Source organism: Neobacillus ginsengisoli, assembly GCF_030813055.1.
On sequence record NZ_JAUSTW010000004.1, the window covers coordinates 45564 to 67127 of the forward strand.

The 21564-nt window shown below is 36.9% G+C and carries 17 protein-coding genes; 2 read left to right on the forward strand and 15 right to left on the reverse strand.

Annotated elements, in window-relative coordinates; translation table 11 throughout:
- Positions 1-97: 97 nt before the first annotated feature.
- The 5 genes from J2S10_RS12660 to J2S10_RS12680 form a co-directional block, all read right to left on the reverse strand.
- Positions 98-1408, reverse strand: a complete 1311-nt coding sequence (locus tag J2S10_RS12660) for an MFS transporter (protein WP_307408221.1) — start codon at positions 1406-1408, stop codon at positions 98-100.
- 225 nt (positions 1409-1633) lie between these two features.
- Positions 1634-2614: a 2-hydroxyacid dehydrogenase gene (locus J2S10_RS12665; protein ID WP_307408223.1), complete on the reverse strand. Its 981-nt coding sequence runs from the start codon at positions 2612-2614 to the stop codon at positions 1634-1636.
- A 131-nt stretch (positions 2615-2745) separates the two neighbouring features.
- Positions 2746-3669: a dihydrodipicolinate synthase family protein gene (locus J2S10_RS12670; RefSeq protein ID WP_307408225.1), complete on the reverse strand. Its 924-nt coding sequence runs from the start codon at positions 3667-3669 to the stop codon at positions 2746-2748.
- Positions 3670-3828: 159 nt separating this feature from the next.
- Positions 3829-4728 carry a fumarylacetoacetate hydrolase family protein gene (locus J2S10_RS12675; protein WP_307408227.1) on the reverse strand — a complete coding sequence of 300 codons (900 nt, stop codon included), beginning with the start codon at positions 4726-4728 and terminating at the stop codon, positions 3829-3831.
- Positions 4729-4763: 35 nt separating this feature from the next.
- On the reverse strand, positions 4764-5531 hold the full coding sequence (locus J2S10_RS12680) for an IclR family transcriptional regulator (protein WP_307408229.1): 768 nt from the start codon (positions 5529-5531) through the stop codon (positions 4764-4766).
- Positions 5532-6495: 964 nt separating this feature from the next.
- Here J2S10_RS12680 and J2S10_RS12685 point away from each other — a divergent pair.
- Positions 6496-7827 (forward strand): MFS transporter, encoded by a 1332-nt coding sequence (locus J2S10_RS12685; RefSeq protein WP_307408231.1) that lies wholly within the window; start codon positions 6496-6498, stop codon positions 7825-7827.
- Between the two features lie 223 nt (positions 7828-8050).
- Here the strand turns inward: J2S10_RS12685 and J2S10_RS12690 are convergent, their stop codons facing one another.
- Entirely contained in the window at positions 8051-8785 is a 735-nt protein-coding gene (locus tag J2S10_RS12690; RefSeq protein WP_307408233.1) for a class I SAM-dependent methyltransferase, read from the reverse strand.
- A 205-nt stretch (positions 8786-8990) separates the two neighbouring features.
- Between J2S10_RS12690 and J2S10_RS12695 the strand changes: the two genes are divergently transcribed.
- A complete protein-coding gene (locus J2S10_RS12695) occupies positions 8991-9245 on the forward strand; it encodes a hypothetical protein (protein WP_307408235.1) in 255 nt (84 codons plus the stop codon).
- Positions 9246-9722: 477 nt separating this feature from the next.
- Here J2S10_RS12695 and iolI read toward each other — a convergent pair whose 3' ends face one another.
- The 9 genes from iolI to J2S10_RS12740 form a co-directional block, all read right to left on the reverse strand.
- On the reverse strand, positions 9723-10577 hold the full coding sequence (iolI, locus tag J2S10_RS12700; RefSeq protein ID WP_307408237.1) for a 2-keto-myo-inositol isomerase: 855 nt from the start codon (positions 10575-10577) through the stop codon (positions 9723-9725).
- Between the two features lie 109 nt (positions 10578-10686).
- Complete coding sequence (locus J2S10_RS12705) at positions 10687-11721, reverse strand: Gfo/Idh/MocA family protein (protein ID WP_307408239.1); 1035 nt, start codon at positions 11719-11721, stop codon at positions 10687-10689.
- A gap of 98 nt (positions 11722-11819) precedes the next feature.
- The gene (locus J2S10_RS12710; protein ID WP_307408241.1) at positions 11820-13247 is read right to left on the reverse strand and encodes a sugar porter family MFS transporter; all 1428 of its coding nucleotides are present in this window, start codon (positions 13245-13247) and stop codon (positions 11820-11822) included.
- A 30-nt stretch (positions 13248-13277) separates the two neighbouring features.
- Positions 13278-14192: a myo-inosose-2 dehydratase gene (gene iolE / locus J2S10_RS12715; RefSeq protein ID WP_307408243.1), complete on the reverse strand. Its 915-nt coding sequence runs from the start codon at positions 14190-14192 to the stop codon at positions 13278-13280.
- 317 nt (positions 14193-14509) lie between these two features.
- On the reverse strand, positions 14510-15373 hold the full coding sequence (locus tag J2S10_RS12720) for an AraC family transcriptional regulator (protein ID WP_307408245.1): 864 nt from the start codon (positions 15371-15373) through the stop codon (positions 14510-14512).
- Between the two features lie 752 nt (positions 15374-16125).
- A complete protein-coding gene (locus J2S10_RS12725; protein ID WP_307408247.1) occupies positions 16126-17553 on the reverse strand; it encodes a sugar porter family MFS transporter in 1428 nt (475 codons plus the stop codon).
- 447 nt (positions 17554-18000) lie between these two features.
- Positions 18001-19200 (reverse strand): Gfo/Idh/MocA family protein, encoded by a 1200-nt coding sequence (locus J2S10_RS12730; RefSeq protein ID WP_307408250.1) that lies wholly within the window; start codon positions 19198-19200, stop codon positions 18001-18003.
- Between the two features lie 105 nt (positions 19201-19305).
- Positions 19306-20247: a sugar phosphate isomerase/epimerase family protein gene (locus tag J2S10_RS12735; RefSeq protein ID WP_307408252.1), complete on the reverse strand. Its 942-nt coding sequence runs from the start codon at positions 20245-20247 to the stop codon at positions 19306-19308.
- A gap of 305 nt (positions 20248-20552) precedes the next feature.
- Positions 20553-21461: an AraC family transcriptional regulator gene (locus tag J2S10_RS12740; RefSeq protein ID WP_307408254.1), complete on the reverse strand. Its 909-nt coding sequence runs from the start codon at positions 21459-21461 to the stop codon at positions 20553-20555.
- Positions 21462-21564: the final 103 nt, after the last annotated feature.

Consider the following 21564-nt stretch of genomic DNA (forward strand, 5'->3'; position numbering starts at 1 on the left):
TAATCGTTTTGAAAAATTCAATCCGCAAGAGATCCATTTTACCCCTAATTCCCCTTGCTGCCCGCCATAATCGTATCGCTCTATCTTGCTGAATGCGTCACCCGGCCGATTCTTCAATTGGCTTTTTCACGAGGAACCAGTAACACAAGGCCGAACAGCCAGCTATTATTCCACCAGAGATAAAAGCCAAAGAATACGATCCTGTAGAATCAGCAATCATTCCGGCAATAACCGGAGAGAAAGCGCCTCCAAAATATCCCCCAAAGTTTTGAATAGCTCCTACAGAACCGACCATCGAAGCTGGGGCAATATCACCGGCAAGCGCCCAAGCACTTCCAGTAATCGCAGAAATAAAAGCAAGGGCAAATGTAAACAAGGTAATGGTAATTGCCAAGCTATGAACAAATGGAACCATGATGACCAGAATAGCCGACACAATCGAGCAAACAGCAATCATGCCACGCTTTGCATTAATGGGAGAGGCAATTCCTTTATCAGTAAGCAACTTCGTAATATATCCTCCGAGGATATCCCCAACAATACCGCCAATCCAAGGAATGCTCGCGTATATTCCAATATCTTTCAACAGAACATGATGAGTTTTCAATAGATAAAGAGGAAGAAAATTCAGGAAAATGTTCCAGATCCAAATAGTGCAAAAAAAGCCGAGGATCATTCCCCACATACTGCGATGTTTGAACAGTTGCCCCCATTTAATTGGTGACCTTTGCTCCGCCTCTCCTGACCCTCCTCCTCCAGCCTGAATATAATTCAGCTCTTCCTTGGAAAGACCTTTACTTTGCTCGGGGTTTCGGTAGAACTTCATAAAGAAAAGAATGAATATAATTCCTATTAATCCTGTGAGGTAGAACATGATTCTCCAACCATATGCCATCATGAGGGTTACAAGAATAGGTGGTGCTAAAGCTGGACCCCATTTCGATGATGAATCCCAAATTCCTGTAGCCAACCCACGCTCCTTTTTAGGATACCAGTAAGAGGTAATTTTAGCATTTGACGGCATACAAGGAGCTTCACCGACTCCCAACAAGAATCTTGCGCCTAGTAAAGTTCCCAGTTTATTACACGCACCTGTTAAAGCTGTCGCAATACTCCACCAAATAACAGCAATAGAAAAGACACGCTTTGCGCCAAAACGGTCAATCAACCATCCAGAAGGCAGCTGCATCATGGCATAGGTCCAGGAGAAAACTGTCCCCATCAGACCAATATCAGTGTTATTCAAATGCAGCTCCTTAATCATTTCCGGGGCAGCAATCGATAGGTTCGTTCGATCCAAATAGTTGATTACCCCTCCAATCAAAAGCCAGATAACAACTGTCCAGCGGAAATTGCCGTTAGACTTCACAGATATCTTCGTTGGATGATTCTTCAGTTCAATCCTCATAATATCCCTCCTCAAAATATTTCTTTATTGTGTCTTTTGTTAGGCCTACTCGTTTCTGCTGCCCCTCATACACAAGGTAGAATAATCACGATTGAAAGAGGGATTCTTTCTTCGATAACGCTTTTATTTTGGTTATATTATTAAATTGTTTTTTAGTGAAGGTACATACTAATCAGATCATTTAAGTCCATATAAAAATATTGATTGTCTTTCTATTTAATAAAATCAGGTTCTCACACCTCTGAGTTCATCGACAATGTTTGGCGGCTGTTCTCCCTTTAAAGCCTGAACCATGTTCTTCGCAGCAAGCATCGCCATATCTAAACGGGTCTTTTCCGTAGCTGAACCGATGTGCGGCAGTGTCACGACATTCGGCATTTTTAATAAAGGATGTTCTGGATCTATCGGTTCCTGTTCATACACATCGATTCCTGCCCCACGGATCTTTCCTTTTACAAGAGCCTCCAACAAAGCCTGTTCATCAACCGTTTGACCTCGGGAAGCATTAATGAAAAAGGCGGTATCCTTCATGAGCGAAAATTCCCGATGTCCCATGATACGTGTTGTTTCAGGGGTTAAAGGGGTCATTAGCACAACAAAATCGGATTTTTGCAGGAGCTCCTCCATGGTACAGTACTGGGCACCAAGGTTTTCCTCAGCTTTGATTTTTCTTGTCCGATTATAATAAAAAACATTCATATCAAATCCATATTTAGCTCTTTTGGCGATCGCTTCACCAATTCGGCCCATTCCAATGATCCCTATCGTGGCATGATGGACATCTACTCCATACAAATTTCCATCAGACCCTTTTTTCCACTTTCCATCCTTTACGTATCTATCCAATTCTGGAATCCTTCTTGCCGACGCCAGCACCAATGCCAGCACCAAATCCGCAACCGTTTCATCCAACACAGAAGGAGTATTTGTTCCTAACATAGATCTTTTCTTCATGGCTTCCAAATCAAAGTTGTTGTATCCAACGGAAATATTACTGACCACTTTTAATTTTGGAGCACAGTTGAGCAGCTCCTGATCTATATCCCCTCCGACCATAAGCAATCCGTCCATATCCACAATCTCCTTCAACAAGGTTTCACGTGGGATCGGTTCTTTAAAATCCCATTTTCGGTACTCGCAATACTCAGCGATAAAAGCCTCTGCCTGTGGAGGAATCGGCAACGCAATAAATACTTTTGGTTTCATTTTCAATCTCCTCGTATATTAGACTTCAAAAATGAAATGTTCGCATACAAAAACCCCTTATTTGTTTTACATTATAAAACTAAGTTTTTATATACATATAATAAATAAGGGACCCATTCCGACCGATTGGATTATAAAGAAACACTAGATTTATCTAAAACTTGATTTAACATGCTTTTTACTTGTTCTTTCTTTTCATCGCTAAGCGGACGGGCCGGTGCTAAAACCTCTGTGGAAACTTCTATCCCCCTTTGACATAGTGCCTCTTTAACAACACCTACAAAGGGTGAATCAAGTTTATATAAAAGCGGCAAATGAGCCAACTTGCGGTGCAATTCAATTGCTTTGCCATAGTTTCCTTGCTTAAAAGCTTGATAGATACCTATTGAAAGTTCTGGCGCGAAATTCGCAGTTGCAGGAATTGAACCATCTCCTCCAAGGGATAATGTATTTAAGAAGTGATCATCATATCCAGAAAACACAGCAAAATCGGGTTTTCTTTGCTTTACTTTTAGAATCATTTCCCTTGTATGTCCCACTGCTTCAACGGTTTCCTTAATACCGATGATATTCGGATATGCCTCCACTAGCTTAAGGACAAATTCCGGCGATAAATCTTGCCCAGTCAATTGCGGAAAGTTATATAAAAGAATCGGTAAATCAACACTTTCAGCAATTTCAGCATAATGTTGAAAAAGATGGTCTTCAGTTAGTGGCCAGTAATAAGGATTAATGACAATAATGCCATCTGCCCCTATCTCTTTTGCATGTAAGCTTAGTGAAATGGTCTCCTTTGTACTTGTACTTCCTGTTCCGATTAAAACAGGTACCTGCCCATTTACATACTGAGTCGCAAATTCCGCTACTTCTTTTCTAAAATCAACAGACATTTGACTGAATTCACCACCAGTACCTAGAAAGAACAGTCCATCCACTTTAGAATTGATGAGGAAATCGATAAGGTTTCCCATTCCCTTTTTATCAATCCGTCCATCTTTATGTACTATTGTAGATACTGGTGGAATGACTCCATGAAATTTTGTTATTGATTGCATAATATCTCTCCTCGAATCTTTTTTTCAATAAAAGGGAAAAGTTCGGAGTATTAGAATAAAGTTATGATTAGTAGATTTATAATGATGAAATGATAAATTCGATCGTAATCTCTTTCACTTTTTCTAGAAGTTTTTCTTTTAAAATGTCTAAAGAGCAGCTTACAAATTGGGTACAACTGTGTTTGCCAAACGTACAGTATTCTGTAAAACACCAATATCAGAAATTTCAATCTCAATTCGGTCCCCATCCGCTAGGGTAAATTCATTTGGAGGAACAATACATGTACCTGTCAATAAAACAGTGCCGTCAAAAATCTGATTGTCTTTAAGAAGGTAAGAAACAAGTTCATCAAATGTCCGTTTTAATTGGCGGGTATTAGCGCTCCCTTCCACTACTTTTTTATTCTCTCGGTAGATTCTGCATGTGATTTCAAACTGATAAGGATCTTTTACCTCTTCTGATAGAAGAATGGCTGGACCAATAGAGCAGGAATTTCTCCAGATTTTTGCTTGAGGCAAATATAGTGGATTTTCTCCCTCGATATCACGGCAGCTCATGTCATTTCCGATGGTATATCCTAATATTTCTCCTTGGCCATTAATGACAAGCCCTAACTCTGGCTCAGGGATTTGCCAATTGGAATCGTTTCGAAGATTGACTTTATCGTTTGGACCAACAGTTCTTGTCGCAGTGGATTTAAGGAAAATTTCAGGGCGTTCCGCATCATAGACTTTGTCATAAAAAGTAGTTGAACCTATTTTTCCGTCTGCAGACTCAAAGTTTCTGGCATCTCTGCTTCTTTCATATGTAACGCCGCACGCCCACACTTCAGGTGCTTCAATAGGGACGAGCAATGATAGTTTTTCAAGAGGCTGTGGAATTGGATCTAAAGCATCGATAGCGCTTTCAACAAAGTGTAGTAAAGTAGTATTTTGATCCTGGGCTTGCTGGGCTAACTCCAAAAAGTCTTTTTGCGGCAGCGGATAGATAAGCCCCTCCTTTGTTAAAGCGGCTAGAACAGGAACTGACTTTTCATTTACATAACGAATAATACGCATATTGCTATCCCTCCACATTAGGGATGGGCCCCTTCTTATTTAAGAGGTGTCCCATATCCCATTTGTTCAGATAATTCGGAGCCTGTTTGCTTAAGTAAAACAACAAACTCCTCTAACTGAGTTTCGTCTATACGAGCGATAAGAGTTGAAAGGCTGATCGCTGCAATCACCTGATTTTCATGATTGCAGATTGGCACAGCAATACAGCGAACGCCTGGTTCATTTTCCTGGTTGTCGATTGCGTATCCTTGTTGGCGAACCTTTTCAAGCTCAAGTAAAAAATCTGCTTCATTTGTAATAGTAAATTCTGTTTGCTTCGAGTAGGTATAGCCATGTAAAATCTTTTGTATTTCTTCTTGTTTCCTAAAGGCTACCAAGGCCTTTCCAACGGCAGAACAATGAAGAGGAATACGTCTTCCTATTTTGGAATAAAGGATCGTCGCCATAGGACTTTCCACTTTATCAACATAAACACCTTCATTGCCATCCATTATGACGAGATGAGTGGTCTGTCCTGTTTTTTCAGATAAATCGAGTAAATACCTCTTCGCCAATCGTAGAATATCCAAAGAGTGTATAACGTAATTTCCTCTTTCAAACAGCTTTAATCCCAACCTGTATTTACCACTTTCCATATCCTGATCGATGTATCCATGCATTTGAAGCGTTTTCAACAAAGAATGGGCCGTACTCTTGTGGAGACCCATTCGCTCACTTATTTGTGTGATCTTGAGCTCGCTTGTATGCCCATCAAATAAGTCTAGCATTCGAAGGGCACGATCTAAGGATTGAATTATGGGCATAATCATTCACTCCTTTAGTTTTATAATATAAAATAGCAGTCTACTATTCCAAACGATGCAGTTTAACTATATTATAGACCATTCCCAAAATCAATTATTTTTTAATAAAATATTTTTAGAATTTTTTAATTATTCTATTGTTTAGTTTTGTAAGCGTGTGCTATAGTGGATGCATCCAAATAAAAAGTTTCGGTCTTAATTTTTTGACTATATTACAGAACGCAGTTTTATAATATAGAACAAATTGGGTTTTGAGATTATAGAAAGGAGGAAATGTGTTCCCTATTCAGTATATCATAACCATTCTCATGTCTATAATACAAAAATTAGTTTTATATTATGGAACAAAATCCAAACCAAGCAAAAGTCTTCTTTATAAATTGGCATAGTTAATAGGATTAGGTATCAGAATTAGACTCTGAATGATTATTATATTTTTTACTTCAATTAAAACAGTTTTTGTTAGACCGAAAGATTGGGTCTTCAAACATATATCCTTTCAACAACATTAGCGGAAACTTTAAAAAATACCCCAATACTAAGTGATTTAATACCATTTTCATTTAGAAATTAAATGAAAGCGCATCCAAAAATAGTTTTATAGTCCTAGCCTGGTGGTACCTTTATGACATTACAATTTATCAACAATGTTGGATTGTTACTAGCTTTTGCATTCCATCACATTGTCAATGTGAGTATGGAGAAGAAGATTGTATGTAGATTCAAAAAATGATTTGTGACGTTTATCTACCCTAAGACGACACCACAAAACAATACATCTTTTACTACATAAACTCAAAAGGTTCAGGGAAGGGAGATGATTAGAAAAGTGCCCATCGTGTCGGAATGATGAAACCGCTTTATAATTCATAAGTCTTACCAAGTATATCGAGTGGTGCAGATTTAAGTGCCTATCATTGAATTTGAACACAAAAATATATCTATTTTACAGGAGGTTAAATTGATGACAAACCTATCGAAATCAATTCCAAATGGACGCTGGCTTCACATCATTCCCCCATGCATCATTATTTACATTGTAGCTTTTATGGATCGCACAAATATTGGTTTCGCTACGGCAGGTGGCATGGACAAGGCCTTAGGGATATCCGCGACTGTTTCTGGTATTGCTGCTGGAATTTTCTTTTTTGGGTATCTATTTCTCCAGATTCCTGGTGGAAAAATGGCTGAAAGGGGTTATGGTAAAAATTTCATCACTATCAGTATCCTTGCATGGGGGCTAATCGCAGTTTTAAACGGTTTTGTTCAAAACACGTGGCAATTGCTTTTGGTACGGTTTTTGTTAGGGGTTGCCGAAGGTGGCGTTTGGCCCTGTATCTTGGGGATCCTTGCTAACTGGTTTCCAAGCAAAGAGCTGGGACGTGCAAATGCCTACTTTATTATGAATATTGCAGTCGCTTCCATTATTACAGGGCCGCTTTCCGGCTGGATTATTTCTGTTTCCAATTGGAGATATGCCTTTATCGTTGAAGGATTACTTACTTTGGCTCTTCTAGCTGTTTGGATACCATTTATGAGTGAAACTCCTCAAGATGCTAAATGGCTTTCGAAAGAGGAAAGAGATTATATTGTTAATACAATTTCATCAGAAAGAGCTCTAACAGCCAAACAAGAAAAGCAAAACATTACTCTAGGGCAAATTTTCTCGATTGCAAATATATGGAAACTAATCGGTATTTATTTCTGTTATCAGGTTGGTATTTATGGATTTTCCATGTGGCTTCCAACATTGCTTAAGGAACTTACTCATTCAGGTATTGCTGGAGTAGGTTGGTTGTCGACTATACCTTATATCGGAACAATTATTGGTCTATTTGTATTCGGAAACCTGTCTGATAAAAGCGGGAACCGAAAACTCTACGTTTCCATTCCGCTCATTGGGTTTGCTATTTGTTTTATGCTAGCAACTGCAATGAAGAGTAATATTTGGTTATCCTTCGCGTTTTTGACGGGGTGTGGTGTGTTTCTCCAAAGTGCATCTAGTGTATTTTGGACAATTCCTCCATTGTTGTTCACGGGTGAGGTATGCGGGGCTTCACGGGGCATTATTGGTGGTCTAGGTAACCTTGGAGGATTCTTAGGCCCCTACATTGTTGGTTGGTTTATTACCACAACGGGTAACAGCAGTGCTGGAATTTATATCTTAGTGGTGTTCTTACTGGCTGGATTTTTAATCACGTTGATGTTACCAAGTGTCACAGTTGGGAAATCATCAATGGTTACAATTGGAAAATCATCAACGGTTCCATCAGAGAATGCAGCAAATATGAAATAAGGTGTTGCAAATGAATCAAAGGTCAGGTAACTTTATTAGAATTTGGGGGATCTACACGTTAGATCCCCCATTGCCCTTGCGGATTTAGTTTTCCACCATTAAGACAAGACCGTTTATGAAAAAAGTTAGGCACCGTAGGTGGTCAAATACTTTTTATGATGCCTCTCCTTTCATTCTTAAAAAATCTCTAAAATACTCTGGTAGTGGGTAGTGACAGTCACCTTTAAATCTTTACCGCTCTAAAAACTCGATACCCTAATTTCTCCCCATAAGAGACTAATAACCTTTGATGGGTTTGTATAACTTTATCTACCTCTGGGTTTACATCTTCGAATGGTATTTCACCTTTGTTTATTTCATTGTCATCAAAGTTATATTCTTCTAATGCATCAAAAATAGACGCCGATTTTACGATTTGGCATCTTTTGAATCCGGACTTTTGAATGGACATGAGCCATTCTTCCTCAGTTAAAATTTCATTTATTTGATAAAATTTCATCAGCTCTGCCTTTTCTTTTCTGGACAACATTTGTTCTGACGTCATATCAATATTCAACAATACCCCACCATGCTTTAACACCCGGAAATACTCACTCATCACTTTAGAAATATTACCAAAAACAGTTGATGATTCTGCTATGATGTAGTCGAAGGTATTGTCTGGAAATGGAATATTCTCAATACTTCCTTTCATTGCCTTAGCAGAAATTCTCTCGTTCAAAAATTTTTCCGAGGCTTTCTTCACCATTTCTTCATGGATATCAATTGAATTAACCTTACAACGAAACGTTTTAGCCAAATACGACGAGGTTTCCCCAGTACCACATCCCGCATCAAGAATGATCATCTTGGGGTTAATTTTCTCATTTTCTAAAATCTCTTTCGTTAGTGACATTCCACCTGGATGGGCCCCATCTATACCGTAATAGGCTAAAGCATCTTGATAGGAAATTTTCACAGAACCACTCCTCTAGCTTAATAGGATGTTCCATCTTATGTTTAAAACCGAATGAATGATACATCTTACAATCAAGCAGATTATAGTTATTTCTTTTTACTTTTCCACTTTCGCCGTGTGCTGATGACTACTCCAGTAACCAACCATGGACATACAATAATAGAGACCTGTAACTTTACTGGTACAATCATGGAGGTGTAATAAAATGTCAGCAAATTATTATCATATGTGTTCACGGGGCATTGGGAGAGCAGTTCACATTCGTACGTTTGATGGACAAGTTCATCGAGGCATTATTCACAGAGTATCTCCAAATAGAGTATTCCTTCGACCGTTAGGGGGCCCCCGCAGTTATGGTGGCTATGGATATGGTTGGGGCGGGGGCTTTGGTTTCGGCTTTGCGACGGGCATTGCATTAGGAGCAATTGTCTCATTTGCCTTTATTCCATTTTTCTTTTAAGGATTAATGGATAGAATAAGAATAATTCATCACTTTTGCTATTACTATGTATTCCTGACTATTTATAAAATATAAAGTTATACGATTTGCAAAGCAGGCTGAATGGTCTGCTCCTTTTCTCTTTTTCTAATCAAGTTATAATTACATCATCATCTACAATAAATTGAGAGGCAATCTTCGCCCCATCTTCAGGAGAGCGAACGATATATTCTTCTCCCCCTCCATTAAGTGATATTGCTCATTCACTTAATAATATTGCTTTTTAAATCAAATAAATTTCCAGATATTTTTATTGAACATAAATAGCTAAGTGGATTAAAAATATCCGGATGAATAAAAAGGACCCTTACTATAATGTAAAGGTCTTTTTAAAAGTAAATCATTCATTCAATTAACTTTATTTAAAATTAAACACTCTTCTTTTCAAGTTTCTGAAAAAAAGGAGTGACTTTTTTAAGAGCCACCCCTACAAACTTTTTATCCAACTGTGACAGTATCAAATTGAAAATACTTTGATATGACCTTAATCGTTGTTTCCTTAGCTGTCTTAATGGCTTCTTCCGCGTCTAATTTATAATATTCAGGGCGGAACAATTCAACAGATACAACATCAGAGAATCCAATTTCCTTTAATGCTGATAAAATACCATTTAAATCAATTGCACCTATTCCAGGCCATACTCGATCTTCATCTGTTAAGAAACCAATTGGAAAATCTTCGGTATCATCAATGTGTAAAATAAAGATTTTCGATCCATCTGCCTTTTTTAGATCTTCGATTTTTGATCCCATTGCATGGAAGTGGAAACAGTCAAGAACCAAGCCAACATTCTTGCGATTAACGGTTTCAACAATATCGTAAGCTTGACCAAAAGTATTGACAGTACATTCTGGATGACCAACAAACTCCACGGCAATTTTAATCCCATATGGCTTTGCTATATCAGACAGCTCTTTTAGTACTTCGACACAGCTGTTTTTAATATCTTGTTTAAGAATTTTTTCTTTAGTAACTAATGGAACCGCCACAACATATTTAACACCTAGTTTGCTCCCTGTTTCCATCATCTGTTTGAATTCGCTAATAATTTCCTTGTATCCGGCTTCATCACGATTATTGAAAAACACTAGTGCATTAAATGCCAGCGGTTTAATATGATGTGTTTGAAAATACTCTACTAGTTCATCAAGAGAGTGGTCTTTTAAATACTCAGGCAATTTATCCATTGTGCGAATTTCAATTGAATCATAGCCGTGTTTTTCACAGTATTCCAAATCCTTTACAAGATTAGAGTTTTCTAGTGTGGTTGCTTGGTTAAAACATAATTGCATCGGTATCATCTCCATCAAGGTTGATCTTTTCTAATAATAAATAGTCAAGTATTGCTATCTAAACTTATACCAATACTTGACCGAAAATACTTCTGATTACTTTTAAAGATTACACAGTTTGTAGTCCTTTTTCACTATAAAAAGCTGGTCTTTCTTGAAGTGTAATGGCTTCTTTTTCACCTGTTTGTTGGGCTTTTACACATGAATCAGATGTTACTGCCGCAATATAGCCATCCCATGCTGTTGGCCCTTGAGGTTCACCCGTTTTGGTGATGGAATCAATAAAGTCCTGAATTTCAACATTGTATGCATCCATAAAACGGTATTTCCAATCATTTAAAATGCTAGTGCTTAGTTTTTCGTTTTTTCTCATGACAACACTTGGGAACTCAGGTAATTTTACAATTCCATCTTCACCAATGACTTCACATTGGATGTCATAGCCATATTTGCAATTGACAAACACTTCCACATTCATAACAATTCCACTATTTGTTTCGATCGTAAATAACTGTGGATCTTGTAATTTATCATGAGCGTTTTTGGTTTTCTTAGGAAAAACAACTTGAACTGATTTATAGTCATCATTTACTAACCAGTGAAGTACATCAATTTCGTGAATTAATGTATCGGTTACAGCCATATCGGTTGTATAGTTTTCTCCGACTGTTGGATTACGGTGTGCAGCACGAATCATTAATGGCTCACCAATTTCATTGTTGTCAATCACTTGTTTTAATTGAACATATCCGCTATCATAACGGCGCATAAAACCGACCTGAACCAATTTCTTCCCCCGCTTCATTTCTGCATTGACGATTCTCATACAGCCGGCAGCAGTAGTGGCTAAAGGTTTTTCACAAAATACATATTTACCAGCCTCAACAGCAGCTACTACAGTTGCTTCATGAGCAGGGCCCCAGCTTGTAACAAGTACAGCATCAACATTCTCATCAGCAATAAGTGCTTTATCGTCTGGATAAATGACTGCATCTAATTGATGTTTTTCAACAGTTTGTTTTGCAGAATCTAGATTAACGTCTGTTACAGCTACAATTTTTCCACCTGATAATTTATTGGTAATTCTATCAATATGCTCTCTTCCAATTGCACCTGTTCCTACTACACCAAATCTTAAAGTCATGATGATCTATCTCCTTTTTGTTCACCTATTTATTCGAAATACCTAGATAACGCTTTCATTTTTTAGTTAATTCATAATTCAATCATTGTTCTATAAAATTATTGATTTGAAGCTTGTTTTTCACTTTCTTGTCCATAGTTACGGAAATAGCTTTCTAACTGCTCAAGTGACTTTCCTTTTGTTTCTGGCAAGAATTTATTCACAAATGTAATGGCAGCGATTCCAAAAACAGCGAAAATAAAGAATGTTGTTGATAAACCTACTGCACTTAGTAATACAGGGAATGAAAGCCCAATAAGGAAGTTTGTGATCCACAAGCAAAATACCGTTACACCCATTCCAAGACCCCGCAGTTTTAACGGGAAAATTTCGGATAGCATCAGCCAGGTTACCGGTGAAATAGCCCCTTGTTGGAAAGCAAGGAAGGTAATAGTCAACGTAAGGACAACAAACGGAAGGGCTGACGATCCTCCAAGTACTAAAGAAAATAGTCCAATTAATGCAAGTGCTGAAGTTGTACCGACCAATCCAAGGATTAGCATTGGGCGGCGGCCGATTTTTCCTAATAGCCAAATCCCAACGAAAGTTGCTAATACAGAGATGGCTCCATTCGCAATATTACCGATAAGTGCCGCGTTTGTTGAAAAGCCGGATTTCTGAAGAATTTGAGTGCCATAATACATAATTGAGTTAACACCGGTGATTTGCTGCACAATCGCGATGCCAATCCCAAGCGCTATAATGCGGCGTACCCACGGAACGTTTAAGTCCCCAAAGGTTGCCTGTTGAATCTCTGAGTCTTGGTCGATATTATCCCGAATCACTTTAAGTTCTGATTCCGCACGATTTGCTTCACGTATTTCATTAAGGACACGAAGAGCATCCCCCAGTCTTCCTTTCGATGCAAGCCAACGTGGACTCTCTGGAACCGCCATCATTCCAAACCATAAGACCACAGCTGGAAGTGATGCAATCATTAACATGTAACGCCAAACATGTGAAGCTCCTTCACCAATCGTATTTCCAAGTATCGCATTAAATACAAACGCTAATAGCTGACCGGAAACAATCATTAATTCATTCTGGGTTACCATCCTTCCCCGCAGCTCTACCGGAGACATTTCGGCTAAAAAGGCTGGTACCATTACGGATGCAGCACCTACCGCGAGACCCAACAAGAAACGGAAGACAATCATCACACCAGCAGTCGGTGAAAGCGTACATCCTATTGCTGCTATAAAGAATAGTAATGCGAGATTAAGAATCATTTTGCGGCGGCCAAACCGATCTGATAAACGCCCACCAAATACGGATCCAAGTGCCGCTCCGAATAGTAGTGAACTTGTAACGAGACCTTCAGTAGCCGGGGTTAAATTTAGCTGGTCCGGTTTAGCCATAAATGGCAATGCTCCGTTGATAACACCTGTGTCATATCCGAAGAGAAGTCCTCCGAAAGTGGATATAACTGTAATCCTTTTTAAAGCCTTTTTGTAATCACGTGGTTTTTCAATCGCCTGATTACTCATGTGCTCCCTCCCCAGGGTTCGTTTTTTTTATTAACCTTTAATCAATGAACCATTTTCTAATGGAATTAATTCTTCATTAATATATTTACGGGCTTTTAAAGCATACTCTAACGGATGTGCAACTGAGGGGTCCTGTTCTGCTTCAATGACAATCCAGCCTGAATAATTCGTTTCCAGAAGCCTCTTGAATACTTCTGTAAAATCAATGCAACCGTCACCAGGGACAGTAAACATTCCTGCTAAAAAGGACTGTAAAAATGATTTTCCTTCTTTTTCACCTTGTTCTCTTACTTCTTGGCGGACATCTTTAAAATGAATATGTTTGATGCGATTCAAATGCTTATTTAATAGAGTCATATAGTCCGAATCGGAAACATAGATGTGACCTGTATCATAAAGCAGATGTACGTGCTTAGGATCGGTATTTTCCATTAGTCTGTCAACTTCGGCTAATGTTTGAATACCAGTTCCCATATGATGGTGGTAAACTAATTTCAAATTATATTGTTCTGCAATTTTTCCTAATTCATTTAAGCCTTGACATAGTAGATTCCATTCTTCATCCGTGAAAAAAGGTTTTTCCTTGAAGACATTTTTCTCTGTTCCTTGAATACTGTAAGTTTGTTCTGATACAACCGCAACAGCTGCATTAACCTCTTTTAAATACTCACAATGTTTAAGGAAAGCTTTAGAGACTTCTTCCACACCATCTCGAATGATAAAACCGCTGAACCATTGTCCTGCAATTTTTAAATTTCGAAGCTGGAGTTCTTTATTTAGCACTTTAGGCTCTGGAAAAAAGCCCCCAACTTCTGTTCCTACAAAGCCTGCTACTACAATATCACTTAATAAATGTGATATTGTATTTTCTGCACCAATTTCTGGAATGTCATCATTTCGCCAGCCAATTGGAGCGATTCCCCATGAAATTTTTTTATTTCCCATTGTTGAGCCCTCTTCCAAATCAAAAATTTGACCATTCTAGTTCATCAGGATAAGCGAATACAGAATTTGTTACCATTCCATCAAATTTCATTGTGGAACATCCTCCAATTATCGTCTGCAGACATAAGTGAAGTTCGAAAATGCTTACAAGGTGTAATAAACCCCCTTGATTAGTTCCTATTTTATAGATTATGTACAATCGAAGTACTATAAAAAATTGCTATCAAATGATTATTTCTTGCTAAACTTTTCAGAAGAGCACCAAAATCTAACAAAGAGTTAGTAGTCCCAAAAGGGATATCTCTAAAAGCACATAATTAAAAACAAAGTTTTCTAAACTTTCCAGGAGTTATGCCGTCAGTAGATTGAGAGAACACTTTAATAAAATGGCCTACACCATAAAATCCGCAATCAATACTTATTTCCTCGATTGAAAGATTGGTTTCCACCAATAGATTCTTAGCCTGGATCAATCTGTAATTTAATACATATTGGTGTGGACTGGTTCCTATATATTTTTTAAACGTACGACAAAAATGATAAGTACTTAAATTAGATATTTCACTCAACTGCTTGACGGTTATTTTAGATGAGAAGTTTTCACTTATATAAGTCAGTACTGCTTGAATTTCCGTTGGCGCTTTTGCAACGTTTGCATCTCTGCTTTCAAAAGTACTACGGGTGCTTTCTAATAAATTTCCCAACAGTTCATAAATTTGTAAAGATATTTTAAAGTCTATTTCCTGGTTTGACGCTATAAGCGATAAAATATTCGGGATATTATTTTTTTCAGCGGGCAGTCTAAAAATACATCCTTTTCTTTTGTATAATTCGTTATACATACCCTGCGTGTGCTTTCCTGAAAAGTGAAAAAATTGGAAGGTTGTTTCTTCCGTTACATAATAGTTATTCTTTTCTTTGCAATCCAAAAGAACAATATCATTTTTTGAGGCAACAAATGTTTTGTCTAGATAGTGGAAATGCATTGAACCTTTTTTAATAAAAAAAATGATAAAGGAATTCATGTAATCACGTTTGATGCTGTAGGGAACATCTACAATATATTCACCGCCCCATAGTAAATAAAAATATAATTCTTTCGTTAAAGCGGAAGGTTCATAAAAATATAATCCCTTTTTTGACTTGATGCCTGGTTCTACCTTTGGAATATAGAAATTCATTTTCTCACCTCTGAAAATTGTAAACTTTAATTTAACATGATTAAATATAGTATATTTTAGACTGATTCAAAAGGTAATTATCTAATTTTTGGCAACAATTTGAGTATTTTTATAATTAGGATATTGGATAACTATTGATTATTAATTAGGGCGTTTTCGAGGATGATATTGGTTTTTTTATGTCCCTTGATTCAAGTTTACGAAGGATTATCAAAATGAAATACCCAGAAAAATAAAGATTAAAAGAGAAATATAGAGGTATAACCACATTTTTTACGCTTACATAGCAATTGTTTCCGTTTTCAAGCACTTTGTCAATAATTACTCAACATATTACAATTAATTTATAATTATTTGATAGGAGGCAACGAAAATGAAAAAATTCATTAAATTAATTTCAACAATGAGATTGGAACTAACAGACTCCATGGATCAATATGGATCTAAACTTGCTAAATTGTACACCCATTTATAAAAAGGTGACAAAACACTGTACTAAATCATTTGCAGGTTAGGATGGATGTTAATTGTATAACTTTATTAAATATCAATTTAAATCTCCAACCTATTCTCGAAAATAAAATGAGAATGGGTTTGTTTTTTATTTCGGCTCTTTTCTTAAAAACTTGTTACTATTTGAAACTAATTTGTAAAACAAAATGGATACAAAGCTATTAACTTTGTATCCAGTGTGATTTACCTTATATATTATCTACTTTTAGGGCTACTATGCAACCTTATAATAAATCTTACTAATTTATTGCCCTCATTTTAAAGTTATCCTCTATTTGTTCTAATGATAGACCTCTTGTCTCTGGTAAGTTTTTCGCTACAAATGCTATCCCAATGAACCCAAACACTGCAAATAAGAAAAATGTTCCAGAAAGTCCAAGTGTACTTAAAAGAGTAGGGAATAATAGTCCTACTATAAAATTGCAAAGCCATAAGAATAATGTAGCAATTCCCATACCAACACCACGTAAACGAGCAGGGAAAATTTCAGCTATAATGAGCCAGCCTAAAGGACCAATAGCCCCTTGAAAGAAGGCTAAATATAGTACAGTCAATGATAATACTACAAATGGTAAGGCCGGTGAACCAGTAAGCACAAAAGTAGAAATTCCTATCGCAATAAGAACAACTGTAACACCAGATAAACCTGTAAGTAACATTGTCCGTCTATTCACTTTGTTTGTGAGGGTCATACCAACCATAACAGCAATAACGGCGATTAATCCATTGGCTACATTTGCAATCAAAGCTGTTTTTGTTCCAAAGCCAGCATTTTCAAGAATTTGTGTTCCATAATACATTATAGAGTTTATACCAACTAACTGGGATACTCCCCCAATTACAACCCCTATTACTATAATACGTTGGACCCAGGGTACCCTTAAATCTTTTAGTGATACTTTTTCTATTTTATGCTCTGCTTGAATATGTGCTTTTATTTCATTTAATTCTTGTTGTGCTACACTCTCATTACGAATCATTTGAAGTACTTTTAGTGCTTCAGCTATTCTTCCTTTTGACGCTAACCATCGAGGACTTTCAGGTAAAACAACCACCCCAATCCACAAAGCCACAGCTGGTAATGTCGCAACAACTAACATGTAACGCCAAACATGTCCTGTATCACCCAAGGTATTTCCAATAACTGCATTACATATATAAGCTAGAAACTGCCCAGTAACAATCATCAATTCATTTCGAGAAACCATCATGCCTCGCTGGTCCGAAGGAGACATTTCTGCAAGATAGGATGGGATTATTACCGAAGAACCGCCGACTGCAAGACCTAGAAAGAAACGGAAAATAATCATGATTGATGCATTTGGTGCAATAACGCAGCCTATTGTTGAAAATAAAAATAAAATAGCTAGATACATGATTAGACTTCTACGCCCTTTTTTATCAGATAACCGGCCTCCCAATAATGAACCAATAGCAGCACCTAAGATTAAAGAACTTGCTACTAAACCTTCTGTAAGAGCGTTAAGATTTAATTGGTCGGGCTTAGCCATAAATGGAAGTGCTCCATTAATAACTCCAGTATCATATCCAAATAATAGCCCACCAAATGTTGATACAGTAGTAATTAATTTCAAAGCCTTTTTTGGGTTCTTTTTCTTGACATGTTCCAGTTGAACTGGATTTTCAGAAACTTTGAGATTTTGCATGTTAAATTCCCCCTTTGTTTAATTGTTTTTTACAACTTGCTTCTCCAGATTCCTTGATTAGGTCAGGTTGAAATATTGGACTCCGATAAAAATCATCTGAGAAGATTCTTGCTCATTTAGGATTAATTTAAAACGCTTTCATTTTATTTGATTTTCAAATTTGTAATCCATCCAATTAGTATTACCTATCGTGGTGCTGTAATTTTGAAAAGCAATGTTGTGGTTTTTTGGGGATAATGATCTTTCATTGTTACTTTTTGTAGATTACTTGAAATTTTTAATTATTGATATATTGACACAACACAAGGAAAGACTCCCGATGTAACGGCCTATTCAAGGTATTTTATTTGAAACCGTGGAACAGTCTCAATAACTGTCCCCACGGTTTTATATGTTAATCTTTCTATCTCTTCTATTTAACGGAGTGGTTTTTGGAATCTCTAACTATTAAACCAACACTGTTTTTTTGTTTTCATACTCTACCCAAACCGCTCCGTTGTCTGCAGAACGAACACAATTTTCAATCCAGCGAATACCTTCAATTCCAGCATTAATATCAGGGTAAACCAGATTTTTTAATGTTTCCTCATCACCGCGATTTTTGGCATCAATAGCAATGGCAAATTTAAGATAAATGTTAGCCCAAGATTCCGACAACCCTTCTTGATGCAGTGCTCCTAAACGCTCATCAGCATTACAGGATTCGTCTAAGTAAGGCATTGCACGTATTAGAGTTTGGATAGGTTCTCCCTGAACTTCAAACTTAAGTTCATTTGGTTTGCTATCCCACCATTCTAAACTTGCTTTAGATCCTACTATGCGAATTCTATGGCCGTCCATACAACCTGCATTGATGGAAGATGTCCAAAGTCTTCCTACCGCTCCGTTTTCATATTGCATAAAAACAAAAGCATTATCCTCTAAAGGAGCGCGGGATCCAACAAAACTTTGTCGGTCACATAATAATCTATTAATTTTCATTTTTGGCATAATCAACTCGGACATATAATACGTATGAGTTGAAAGATCTCCCAAAACAAAACTTGGCCCGGCAACCTTAGGATCGACACGCCATTTTTGTGCAGCATTTGTTTTATCACCTTGTTCTGTGGCACTAAAACCATGTGTGTACTGCAAATCAACCACACGTATTTCACCAATTTTGCCTTGTTCAATCATTGCCCGCATTTGCAGCAGCATCTGATTTCCAGAGAAACCATAAGTAACACCTACAATTTTTCCTTTTTTCTCTGCAAGGGCCTTAATCTCTTCACCTTCCTCAGAGGTAAAAAACAAAGGTTTTTCACAAATAACATGCAAACCGGCTTCTAATGCTGCCTTACAAATTTCATAGTGGGTTCCGTTAGGAGTTGCAATGGATATAACCTCAATTCCATCCTCCCTCTTTGCTTCTTCTGCAAACATTGTTTTATAATTAGGATACAAGCGGTTTTCATCTACCCCTAAATTTATACCAAAATCCTTACCTCTTTCGGAATCGATATCAAATGCACCTGCTACCAATTGATAAGCTGTGTTATCTCTTAGTGCACCAATACGGTGTTTGTAACCAACCTGACCAAGTCGGCCTCCTCCAACCATAGCCCAACGAAGTGGTCTTGCAATTTTTTTCTCTCCATTTAACATTGTAAAAACTCCTCTCTGTTGAATCATTTTTATTTGGAATCTATCTAGTAAAAAATCTGGATTTTAAAAATTCAATCTTTTTTAAATAAAGTTTTTCTGTTAATCTTAAAAGCTAAGAGTTTGTTTTAATGCATCTATTGACGTTCTTATTCCTGCCTCAACTGACATTGTAAGATCTTCCATTTCGAGAGAAACTTCACCGTTATATCCCATCATTCTGATGACGGAGAAGAATTCCTTCCACCATTGCAAATCTTGGCCGCATCCTACTGCTACATAATTCCAAGCTCTATTTGCCGTATCAGTAACCACTTTTGTTTCCAATACGCCATTAACAGCTGATAAATGTCTTTCAATTCTGACATCTTTACCATGAACATGGTGAATCGCTGCTCCCAGTTCTCTGGCTGACAAAATTGGATCAGCACCCATCCAGATTAAATGGCTTGGGTCTAAATTCAAACCAACCATCGGTCCAACTGCATTCCGTAATCTAAATAATGTTTCCGGATTATAAACTAACATAGAACTGAAATTTTCAAGGGCAATTTTTTCTACCCCGCATGATTCAGCCTTTTTAACTAACTCTTTCCAATACGGAATGGCTACCTCATTCCATTGATAATCCAAAATATCCTTTAATATAGGAGGCCAGCTTACTGTATATGTAATCCAGTTAGGAATTTTATCTTCTGGGCTTCCTGCTGGTAGACCACTCATCATAATGACCTTCTTGACACCAAGTAATCCAGCTAATTCCATTGTCTTTTCTGTTACTTCTCTATGTTCTTTGCCAAGTTCACCTGGATCTAAAGGATTTCCAGAACAGTTCAGTGCACAAAGCTTTATATTTCGCTTTTCTAATTCACCTAAAAAATTACTTCTTTTTGCTTCACTTTCTAACAACTCATTCAAACGCAAATGTGGAGCCGGTGACCATCCACCTGTTGTCATCTCAATTGTATCAATACCCATTTCAGCAACAGTATCCAACATTTTTTCAAACGGCAAATGGCCTAAACTATCTGTTACATATGATAATTTCATAAAATTTTTTCCTCCTTGTCTAGGTAGTTACATATTTGTGTAAATCCTATCTCTTTATAGCATAAAAGATTTTGTTGTTTTTACATTTAAAGACATCTTACAAATTAATTTGTCTTTAAGAATTCGCTTTCAATTTTATTTGTAATGAATCACCTTCTTATTATTGGAATAACCTTGTTTACATAGCTAATTATATAAAACATTTTCAGAATAGTAATTAAATTTTGGAGACACGTTTTTATACTTTAAGGACATCTTCTTAAAGGGAAACTCAAAAAAACACCCCCACATAAAAAAGTGGGGGGTCAGATTTCCGAATATGTAGTTGTATTTTTGTCAACAAATAGTGAGCGAAACCGCCCAGGTGAAGTTCGCATCATCGAAGTAAAAACACGTGTAAAATATTGAACATTCATAAAACCCGTTTCCTCAGCAATTTCTTTTAACGATAAATTCGTTTTTTTGAGTAATATAATCGCCTTTTTTATCCGTTCGTCTTGAACATATTTTGAGAAACTTACTCCTAATTCTGCTACAAAAATTCGCGACAAATGTCTGCCGGATATGTGCAAATGTTTTGCGACTTCTGTTAGTTTCAAGGAATTTGATAAATTGTCATGAATAAATAATTGCGCTTGAATAAGAAGTACAGAAAACTGTTCGGGATCATGCTTATGATTACTTTTATTCAAAGCAGGAATAAAATCTTGCAGTATTGAAATGATGAGGGAAGATGCAATCGTTGAAAGCATTTCTTCAAAAAACTCATTATTGCGCTTTGTTGCTTGGATAAGAAGCGACTTCCACAATAATGCTGTTTCCATTTCATATTGATCGTGTAAAATTATTTCGGTGCATAGTTTTGCTGTCTCCATGATTCTGATCCAGCTCTCACTCGACTCTGATTCGATTAGTTCAAATGCAACGTATAATAGAGACAGCCCCTTTTCGCTTTTTATTTGGTGCAACACTTCTGGTCTGGATAAAAAAAGCGTATTCTCTTGAAGCGAATAAGTACAATGATCATCAATATAAGTTCCTTCCCCCTCAACGACATAACATACTTCAAAAAAAGAATGCTTGTGTAATTGATTATCATAATGTTTTGGCATGACCCCCCAATAATGAATTTGAAAAGAGGCGCCATTTTGGTTTAAACGATGAACATAATCATTCAAAGAAGTTTTTCCAGATAAATATTTATTTAAATCCAACAAAAGCACTCCTATTCAAAGTGATGTAAACGTTTTATATGAAACTTTAATTAAAACTGGATAGCCTTTTGGACTATCCAATTTATCTTAATTATTAAATTTT

Bases quoted from the DNA above. Each gene is read 5' to 3' on its own strand.
- J2S10_RS12660 (WP_307408221.1), bottom strand. From the start codon at position 1,408: ATGAGGATTGAACTGAAGAATCATCCAACGAAGATATCTGTGAAGTCT.
- J2S10_RS12665 (WP_307408223.1), bottom strand. From the start codon at position 2,614: ATGAAACCAAAAGTATTTATTGCGTTGCCGATTCCTCCACAGGCAGAG.
- J2S10_RS12670 (WP_307408225.1), bottom strand. From the start codon at position 3,669: ATGCAATCAATAACAAAATTTCATGGAGTCATTCCACCAGTATCTACA.
- J2S10_RS12675 (WP_307408227.1), bottom strand. From the start codon at position 4,728: ATGCGTATTATTCGTTATGTAAATGAAAAGTCAGTTCCTGTTCTAGCC.
- J2S10_RS12680 (WP_307408229.1), bottom strand. From the start codon at position 5,531: ATGCCCATAATTCAATCCTTAGATCGTGCCCTTCGAATGCTAGACTTA.
- J2S10_RS12685 (WP_307408231.1), top strand. From the start codon at position 6,496: ATGACAAACCTATCGAAATCAATTCCAAATGGACGCTGGCTTCACATC.
- J2S10_RS12695 (WP_307408235.1), top strand. From the start codon at position 8,991: ATGTCAGCAAATTATTATCATATGTGTTCACGGGGCATTGGGAGAGCA.
- iolI (WP_307408237.1), bottom strand. From the start codon at position 10,577: ATGCAATTATGTTTTAACCAAGCAACCACACTAGAAAACTCTAATCTT.
- J2S10_RS12705 (WP_307408239.1), bottom strand. From the start codon at position 11,721: ATGACTTTAAGATTTGGTGTAGTAGGAACAGGTGCAATTGGAAGAGAG.
- J2S10_RS12710 (WP_307408241.1), bottom strand. From the start codon at position 13,247: ATGAGTAATCAGGCGATTGAAAAACCACGTGATTACAAAAAGGCTTTA.
- iolE (WP_307408243.1), bottom strand. From the start codon at position 14,192: ATGGGAAATAAAAAAATTTCATGGGGAATCGCTCCAATTGGCTGGCGA.
- J2S10_RS12720 (WP_307408245.1), bottom strand. From the start codon at position 15,373: ATGAATTTCTATATTCCAAAGGTAGAACCAGGCATCAAGTCAAAAAAG.
- J2S10_RS12725 (WP_307408247.1), bottom strand. From the start codon at position 17,553: ATGCAAAATCTCAAAGTTTCTGAAAATCCAGTTCAACTGGAACATGTC.
- J2S10_RS12730 (WP_307408250.1), bottom strand. From the start codon at position 19,200: ATGTTAAATGGAGAGAAAAAAATTGCAAGACCACTTCGTTGGGCTATG.
- J2S10_RS12735 (WP_307408252.1), bottom strand. From the start codon at position 20,247: ATGAAATTATCATATGTAACAGATAGTTTAGGCCATTTGCCGTTTGAA.